7 protein-coding genes are annotated in these 8,173 nt (G+C 37.0%); 6 read left to right on the top strand and 1 reads right to left on the bottom strand.

The window, feature by feature from the left end; translation table 11 throughout:
- The first annotated feature begins 108 nt into the window (after positions 1-108).
- The 6 genes from V6255_RS17600 to gnd all read left to right on the top strand — a co-directional run bounded on the left by V6255_RS17600 (position 109) and on the right by gnd (position 7,084).
- Complete coding sequence (locus V6255_RS17600; RefSeq protein ID WP_341629312.1) at positions 109-1,914, top strand: DEAD/DEAH box helicase; 1,806 nt, start codon at positions 109-111, stop codon at positions 1,912-1,914.
- Positions 1,915-2,201: 287 nt separating this feature from the next.
- Complete coding sequence (locus V6255_RS17595) at positions 2,202-2,654, top strand: DUF1499 domain-containing protein (protein ID WP_341629311.1); 453 nt, start codon at positions 2,202-2,204, stop codon at positions 2,652-2,654.
- A gap of 120 nt (positions 2,655-2,774) precedes the next feature.
- The gene (locus V6255_RS17590; RefSeq protein ID WP_341629310.1) at positions 2,775-3,089 is read left to right on the top strand and encodes a hypothetical protein; all 315 of its coding nucleotides are present in this window, start codon (positions 2,775-2,777) and stop codon (positions 3,087-3,089) included.
- A 323-nt stretch (positions 3,090-3,412) separates the two neighbouring features.
- Positions 3,413-4,909: a glucose-6-phosphate dehydrogenase gene (gene zwf / locus V6255_RS17585; RefSeq protein ID WP_341629309.1), complete on the top strand. Its 1,497-nt coding sequence runs from the start codon at positions 3,413-3,415 to the stop codon at positions 4,907-4,909.
- 1 nt (position 4,910) lies between these two features.
- Positions 4,911-5,636, top strand: coding sequence for a 6-phosphogluconolactonase (gene pgl, locus V6255_RS17580; protein WP_341629308.1), 726 nt, complete (start codon positions 4,911-4,913; stop codon positions 5,634-5,636).
- Positions 5,636-7,084, top strand: coding sequence for a decarboxylating NADP(+)-dependent phosphogluconate dehydrogenase (gnd, locus tag V6255_RS17575; protein WP_341629307.1), 1,449 nt, complete (start codon positions 5,636-5,638; stop codon positions 7,082-7,084). The genes pgl and gnd overlap by 1 nt, the downstream gene beginning before the upstream one ends.
- A gap of 442 nt (positions 7,085-7,526) precedes the next feature.
- Here the strand turns inward: gnd and V6255_RS17570 are convergent, their stop codons facing one another.
- A complete protein-coding gene (locus V6255_RS17570; protein WP_341629306.1) occupies positions 7,527-7,886 on the bottom strand; it encodes an Imm51 family immunity protein in 360 nt (119 codons plus the stop codon).
- Positions 7,887-8,173: the final 287 nt, after the last annotated feature.

Below are 8,173 nucleotides of genomic sequence, written 5' to 3'. Positions count from 1 at the left end.
TTAGGGGTGATTTTAACCAGCAAGAATGATCACCTTATTAATTCTTTTGGTATAATCAATCGTTAGCTATCAACAATCAGTTACCAGCAATCAAAAGCGTACCTCTCTATGTTTACACTTCGTCCTTATCAGCAAGATGCCGTCAATGCGACTCTGCATTATTTTCGTCGCTTTAGCACGCCTGCCGTATTAGCCTTATCAACAGGCGCAGGAAAAAGTTTAATCATTGCAGAGCTTGCTAGGATAGCGAAAGGGCGAGTGTTAGTACTTGCTCACGTTAAAGAGTTGGTCGAGCAAAATCACGCTAAATATGAAAGCTATGGTGTTGAAGCGTCTATATTTTCCGCAGGATTAGGCCGTAAAGAAACGTCTGAGCAGGTTGTTTTTGCTTCTGTTCAATCCATCGTCAATAACCTTGCCCTTTTTGATGATGCTTTTTCCTTATTAGTGATCGATGAGTGTCATCGTGTCCCGATGCAAGGCGACTCAAGTTATCAAAAAGTGATTAAACACTTACAATCTATCAACCCAAATTTAAAGGTTTTAGGGTTAACAGCAACCCCTTATCGCCTTGGTTTAGGTTGGATATATCAATACCACACCCGTGGACAAGTTCGTAGTGAGGAACCTCGTTTTTTTCGAGACTGCATCTTTGATTTACCGATTCGTTTTCTGCTTGATGAGAAGTTTCTGACTGAGCCAAAAGTCATGGACATGGCGGTATTAAGTTATGACTTTTCACAAATCAGCCCTGCAAATACTGGAAGTTATCGAGAGGCTGATTTAAATAAAGTGATTGAGAAGTCTGGTCGTGCGACACCTGAAATTATTAAGTCGGTTATTCATCACGCAGCAGACCGACAAGGGGTGATGATTTTTGCTTCTACGGTAAAACATGCTCAAGAAATATTAGGTTATCTGCAAGATGAAAGTGCTGCATTAATTATTGGCGATACCGCAGGCAAAGATCGTGACCAAATTATCCAAGATTTTAAAAATAAAAAAATAAAGTATCTAGTCAACGTTTCTGTATTAACCACAGGGTTTGATGCGCCACATGTTGATTTAATTGCTATTTTACGCCCGACAGAATCTATCAGCTTATATCAACAAATAGTAGGGCGAGGATTACGTTTAGCTGAAGGTAAAAAAGATTGTTTAGTGATGGAGTTCGCCGGTAATTGTTACGATTTATACGAGCCTGAAGTCGGGCAAGAAAAACCAGAAAGTGGCAGTGAAATAGTGACTATTCCTTGTCCTGCTTGTCAGTTTAATAATAACTTTTGGGGGAAGCTGGATCCTGCTGGTTTTGTGATTGAACATTATGGTCGTAAATGCCAAGGGTATTCATTAAAAATCACCGAAGATGATGACGGTAATAAGTTTGAAGAACGCGTGCATTGTAATTACCGTTTTCGGGCTAAATTTTGTGACCAATGTGGAATGGATAATGATATTGCAGCGCGTGTTTGTGGTCATTGTGAAGCCGTATTAGTAGACCCAGATAAAAAACTGCGTGAAGCATTAAAGTTAAAAGATGCAATGATTATTCGTTGTGATGATATGCAACTTGAGGCGACTAAAAATAAACACGGTAAGAATCAATTAAAAGTAACTTATAGTGGTGGCCAAGGACAAATTAGTGAATTTTGGCAATTGACCACTGCCAAGCAAAAAGCACAATTTCTACAACGTTTTATTCAGCCACATTTGATTGATCGCTTTCGCCCTTTTACTGATAGCTCAGTGACTAAGGTGATTAATAATGAGCACCGTTTACAGCCTCCAGAAATAGTGATAGCTAACAAAGTGGGGCGGTTTTGGCAGATAAGAGATAAATTGTTTAATATTCAACAATTCCCAAAAACAGTAGAAGTATTACAACAGATGGAATCGTCGGAGATAGAAGCATAAGTGAAGAACTTAACCGTCAATCATTTATCGAATAAGTAACTTAAAACAATGAATGGCTAAATGAGAAGCATCATATTATGATCTTTTTATAAGCCAATGGCATATTACTGATTATATGAAAAGCTTTGTTGTTGTATTAAAAGTTGTAATTAAAAGTGTAATTAAAATTTGCAATCAAAGCTTTAATCAACAAGATCTTAACCGAAACGTACTGGCACTCGGCTCACTTTGTCATGCTAGGATTTTTTAACACTTTATTAACTAGACTAAATTAACGAGACTAAAAAATGCAAAAATTCTTTTATATCTTAGCCGCAATTATTATCTTAATCATCATCGCTTTTTTTGTATTAGGGTTAGTCTCTAAAAAAGGCCAAGCACCAGGGATACAAGCAGGACATTTACAACCTTGTGTCAGCGCAGAAAACTGTGTGATCAGTGAAAGTGTTGAGGGGGATAAAAGTACTATTGAACCGTTGGCTTTTAGTGGTGATAAAAATGAATTTTTAGATAAAGCCAAAGCCGCGGTAGAATCTCTAGGCGGTGAAATAGTACGTATTGAAACAGATTATATTGCTGCTACGTTTACGTCTGGCATTTTTGGTTTTGTTGATGACTTAGAGTTAAGAGTGAGTGATGATAACTTATTGCATTTTCGCTCTGCTTCTCGAGTTGGCCGAAGTGACTTAGGTGCAAATAAAAAGCGTGTTGATACATTGAAAGCTTTACTGGTTAAATAAATGGCTTCTTTTATTTCTATTGTTGATAACTGATTTTTTTGAAAAACGACTTTCTACTGTTCGCATAGGATTATAAAAATTGCTTGATAAGCATTACAATTTTCACGTCAGGAATAATGAATGAATAAAAATATCGAACAGCTGTTAACTTTAGTTGCGGGTGCAAATGACCAATTAATAGAAAAGCATCAGCAACTCTCTACTACAGTCGGGTTGTTAGAGCAAAGCTTACAAGCGTCGAATGCAGTCACCGTCGATAATATTAAACTTAAACAAAGGTTAATGTTTATTATCTTGGATGCTAATCCTGAGATTGTAGGAGTCGGAACGGGGAAAGCAGGAACGGAAGATTTTGTATTTATTGATCAATATAAACTTGGAGCGTTGTCTGCTCAAGTGCTGATCGAGTTAATGGAACAACATCTCCTAAGCTAATTTTTACTTTTAACTAATAGTTTCTTTTAGCTAATGGTTTCTTCGAAATTCAAAATCTATTTAATTAAATTATCGAGACTAAGTTAACTCTGACTGTTATTAACAATAGTAGCAGCGCCCACCAATTATCTAGGCAAATAAACGTACCTCGATCAACTTTAAAATTAATACATCGCTAAATTGAATAAATCAGTTTTTAAATACAAATAATCTATTGAATCCGTAGTAAATGTAAATTACTGTGGTCTTTGGTTGTGAGTATTTTTCCCTCAATCTAAGTCACTTTTTAATCTTTTTCGCCTCTCTCATTGAAGGATAGATTAATGTTAACTCTTGAAAATAACTGCATTGTGATTTTTGGCGCTTCTGGTGACCTCACACAACGCATGCTAATTCCCGCGCTTTATAAATTATATTCACATCAAAAATTATCTTCTTCATTTGCTATTTTAGGTGTTAGTCGCAGCACTTATGACGACCAAAGTTTCCGTGATAAATTAATAAAAGATCTCGCTTCAGACGATAATGTAGATCATGAGTCATTAGATAAGTTTTGTGAGCATTTATTTTATCAAGTAATGGATCCCGAAAATAAGTATGAATATAAAGCACTTAAGCAGCGTATTCAGTCTATCGAAACAGCATTAAAAATAAAAAGTAATACGCTATTTTATCTTGCTACTCCACCTAGCTTATATTCTGTTATTCCTCAAAATCTTGCTGCGCATGGGTTGAATATTGAAGATGATGGTTGGAAGCGATTAGTTATTGAAAAACCTTTTGGTTATGACCTTGAGTCGGCTATTGCGCTTGATAAAAGCTTGTATCAGGACTTTACAGAGGATCAAATTTATCGAATTGATCACTATCTCGGTAAAGAAACCGTGCAAAATATGTTAGTGCTGCGCTTTGCTAATAGTATTTTTGAACCGCTGTGGAATTCAAAATATATTGATTATATTGAAGTGACAGGTGCTGAAGACTTAGGCATCGGTTCTCGTGGTGGTTATTATGATAACGCCGGCGCGATGCGCGATATGATACAAAATCATTTATTACAAGTGATTGCGATGGTCGCCATGGAACCGCCTGCCGTTATCAATGCCGACTCAATGCGTGATGAAGTGGTTAAAGTGTTGCAATGCCTAAAACCATTGAACGAGGATGATCTAAAACATAACTTAGTATTAGGACAATATACAAAATCCCATGTACGTGATGAATGTTTATTAAGTTATCGTGAAGAAAAAGGGGTACCTGAGGATTCTCGTACAGAAACCTATATTGCACTTAAAATGTTTATTAAAAATTGGCGTTGGGATGGGGTGCCGTTTTATGTACGTACTGCCAAGCGTATGCCAACACGCGTGACTGAAGTTGTGATCAATTTTAAGAAAACACCTCACCCTGTTTTTTCTGCTAACCCACCTGATAATAAACTGATTATGCGTATTCAACCTGATGAAGGTACATTATTAAGTTTTGGTTTAAAGAAACCTGGAGCAGGTTTTGAAACAGAACCGGTGGCAATGGACTTTCATTACAGCAACTTAAAAAACTCTGAATTATTATCTGCCTATGAACGTTTATTATTAGATGTATTAAAGGGCGATGCGACACTCTTTTCTAGAAGTGATGCCGTTAGTGCTTGTTGGGAGTTTGTACAACCGATCCTTGATTATAAAAAAAATAAGTTTGATCTTTATGGCTATGCAGCGGGAACATGGGGACCGATTGAAGCAGAGGCCTTATTTAAAAATGGGCAAACTTGGCGTTCTCCTTGTAAGAATTTAACTGACACTGATTACTGCGAGCTATAACATGAATAATATTATTTTCGATTCAACTCAATCTTTACTTGAACAACTTGCTAATGAATTACTGCGATTAAGTGAAAGCGAACAGCCTATTCATATCTCTTTATCGGGTGGTTCAACGCCTAATCTTTTGTTTGATTATTTAGCCAACTCTCATTTTTCCACCACAATAAATTGGCAACAGTTACATTTTTGGTGGGGAGACGAACGTTGCGTGGCAGCAGAAGATCCAGAAAGTAATTATGGACAATGTAAACAACGTTTATTCGATCATATTACTATTCCTGAAGACAATATTCACCGTATTCGCGGAGAAAATCTACCAGAGGATGAAGCCATTCGTTATGCGCGGGAAATCCAATTAAGTGTTCCCGTTCATGACGGGCTTCCACAATTTGACTGGATTATATTGGGCATGGGAGGAGATGGTCATACCGCGTCTATTTTCCCTGGGCAAACTAATTATGAAGAGACCAACTTAACCTTTATTGCAACACAACCGCAGAGTGGACAGTTACGTATTTCAAAAACAGCGCATTTAATTGAGCACAGTAAACGCATTACCTATTTAGTCATGGGGGCAAGTAAAGCGGATATTATTTATAAAATAAATACTCAAAATAACAGTCGTGATCTTTATCCTGCCGCTCATATTTCAGCCAAAACAGGGTTAACTCAATTTTATTTAGATCCTGAATCTTCAACACTATTACCAAAAGGAAAGAAATAATGAATGCTGATATCGCAGTCATAGGCCTAGCCGTGATGGGACAAAACCTGATTTTAAATATGAATGACCACGGCTTTAAAGTCGTTGCTTATAATCGTACCGTCTCTAAAGTTGATCAATTTTTAGAAACGACGGCTAAAGACACTGATATTGTTGGGGCCCATTCTCTGGAAGAGATGGTGGGTTTACTCGCAACACCTCGAAAAATTATGTTGATGGTGCGTGCCGGGGAGGTCGTTGATCGCTTTATTGATGCGCTCATTCCTTTACTCGATAAAGGCGATATCATTATTGATGGAGGTAACTCTAATTATGTTGATAGTAACCGTCGCGTTGAAAAACTGAGTCAATTAGGCCTTCATTTTGTGGGGGCTGGTGTCTCAGGTGGCGAAGAGGGGGCTCGCTTTGGACCGTCTATTATGCCGGGTGGAGATGTAAAAGCATGGCCACATATCAAACCTATTTTTCAAGGGATTTCTGCAAAAACAGATCAAGGTGAGCCTTGTTGTGATTGGGTCGGTAATGCAGGATCGGGTCATTTTGTCAAAATGATCCACAATGGTATTGAATATGGTGATATGCAGCTTATCAGCGAAGCTTATCACTTTATGAAAGAAGCGTTATTAATGTCTCATGAAGAGATGGAAGCGACTTTTAAAAAATGGAATGAAACGGAACTCAATAGTTATTTAGTAGAAATTACTATCGATATACTTGCCTTCAAAGATACTGATGGCCAACCAATTGTTGAAAAAATAATGGATACCGCAGGCCAAAAAGGAACCGGTAAATGGACAGGGATTAATGCATTGGATCTCGGTATTCCACTGACCTTAATTACAGAGTCTGTGTTTGCACGTTACCTTTCTTCTCTTAAACAACAACGAGTGGATGCGAGCAATTTATTTAATAAATCAATTACACCTATTACAGAGAATAAAGAGCAATGGGTAGAGGCATTACGTGATGCACTATTAGCCAGTAAAATAATCTCTTATGCACAAGGGTTTATGTTAATGAAGCAAGCATCAGAAGATAACAACTGGGAGCTCAATTACGGTAATGTTGCTTTAATGTGGCGTGGTGGTTGTATTATACGCAGTGCATTTTTAGGCAATATTCGTGATGCTTTCGTCGCAGAGCCAGAGTTAACCTTTTTAGGATTAGATTCTTACTTTAAAACGATCTTACAGCGTTGTTCACCAGCGTGGAGAGACGTTACTTCGAAGTCGTTACAAATAGGTCTACCAATGCCTTGTATGACGTCATCATTAACGTTCCTTGATGGTTATACCACTGCTCGTTTACCTGCCAATATGATTCAAGCACAACGTGATTATTTCGGCGCTCATACTTTTGAAAGAGTAGATACACCAGCGGGAGAGTTTTTCCATAATGATTGGACTGGTCATGGCGGTAACGTGTCATCTACCACCTATGATGCTTGATAAAACACCTTTAGATAAATAGATGTAGTTAAAGCTTATTATTCATACCGTTGCTGTTAAGCTTTTTGCTGAAACAGTAACGGTATAACCTTAACCTTTGAGCCTTTTCAGATTTAGCCTTTTAGCCCCATCATTTAAATCAGCGATCAGTTTTTACGCGGAATTAACTTGGTCTAAAAGACGAGTAACAAAACAGCCGACAGCACCAAATAGGATAAATGTGTGTAGGCTTTGATCAACTTGCTAATATATTACTAATACCAAAAGAATTAATAAGGTGATCATTCTTGCTGGTTAAAATTACCTCTAACTGCGTTGTGAGTTTTGAAGTGAGAACAACTATCTCCTACAACTCACGCCTTATTAGTGTTAATTTTTCCTGCGCAATCCCTGATCACTTATTTAATTCCATTGGTATAAAGGGAAAAACTGAGTGGAAATATTATTGACAAGGAACTGGCTGATTCGGCACAAAATCGTATTGTGCGTAGCGTTCAATGCAAGCATCTAGCAGTGCATCATTATCGTAAAATTCAAACACTATTTCTGCAATTTCGTGTAAAGCATCTCTATCATCACTACTAATACAAAACATGTCATGGTCAGTGCCTAGAGATAGTTTAGTCAAAAGCGCTGGATTTTTCTCGGCTAGCATATTTTCAATAACCATCCCCCAATCTTCAGCATCACCTAAGAAGTCATGAACTTCAAATGCTTTCCATTTTAAATCACCTAATGTAAGACTATGTTTTTTTTGAAAACTTGAAAACAAAAACGGCTGAAAAGCATTGGGTTGTTTCATAAAAGATCTCTTTAATGAGTGGATGGAGGAACTAAGTTATAACCTATCCTATTCCTATTAAAATTATGAATAATGCTATGCATCATGCTTTTGTATTTAATAATGTTTAAAAAAGCTAAATAGAGATTGTGTTTTACTTATTTGTGAGCAGAGGTGCATAACAATAATATCCAAGAAAGAGTTAATCGATATCAGGAAATCATGATGAAAGGTATAATATGTTTTTTGATAATAATACCGATTACATTAAATAAGTGATCTAAATTTTGTGCAGGAAAAATGACTTA

Source organism: Psychromonas arctica (assembly GCF_038155225.1).
Taxonomy (GTDB): Bacteria; Pseudomonadota; Gammaproteobacteria; order Enterobacterales; family Psychromonadaceae; genus Psychromonas; species Psychromonas arctica_B.
This window is presented reverse-complemented; position numbering and strand designations above follow the sequence as displayed.

Bases quoted from the DNA above. Each gene is read 5' to 3' on its own strand.
- V6255_RS17595 (WP_341629311.1), top strand. From the start codon at position 2,202: ATGCAAAAATTCTTTTATATCTTAGCCGCAATTATTATCTTAATCATC.
- pgl (WP_341629308.1), top strand. From the start codon at position 4,911: ATGAATAATATTATTTTCGATTCAACTCAATCTTTACTTGAACAACTT.
- V6255_RS17570 (WP_341629306.1), bottom strand. From the start codon at position 7,886: ATGAAACAACCCAATGCTTTTCAGCCGTTTTTGTTTTCAAGTTTTCAA.
- V6255_RS17590 (WP_341629310.1), top strand. From the start codon at position 2,775: ATGAATAAAAATATCGAACAGCTGTTAACTTTAGTTGCGGGTGCAAAT.
- V6255_RS17600 (WP_341629312.1), top strand. From the start codon at position 109: ATGTTTACACTTCGTCCTTATCAGCAAGATGCCGTCAATGCGACTCTG.
- zwf (WP_341629309.1), top strand. From the start codon at position 3,413: ATGTTAACTCTTGAAAATAACTGCATTGTGATTTTTGGCGCTTCTGGT.
- gnd (WP_341629307.1), top strand. From the start codon at position 5,636: ATGAATGCTGATATCGCAGTCATAGGCCTAGCCGTGATGGGACAAAAC.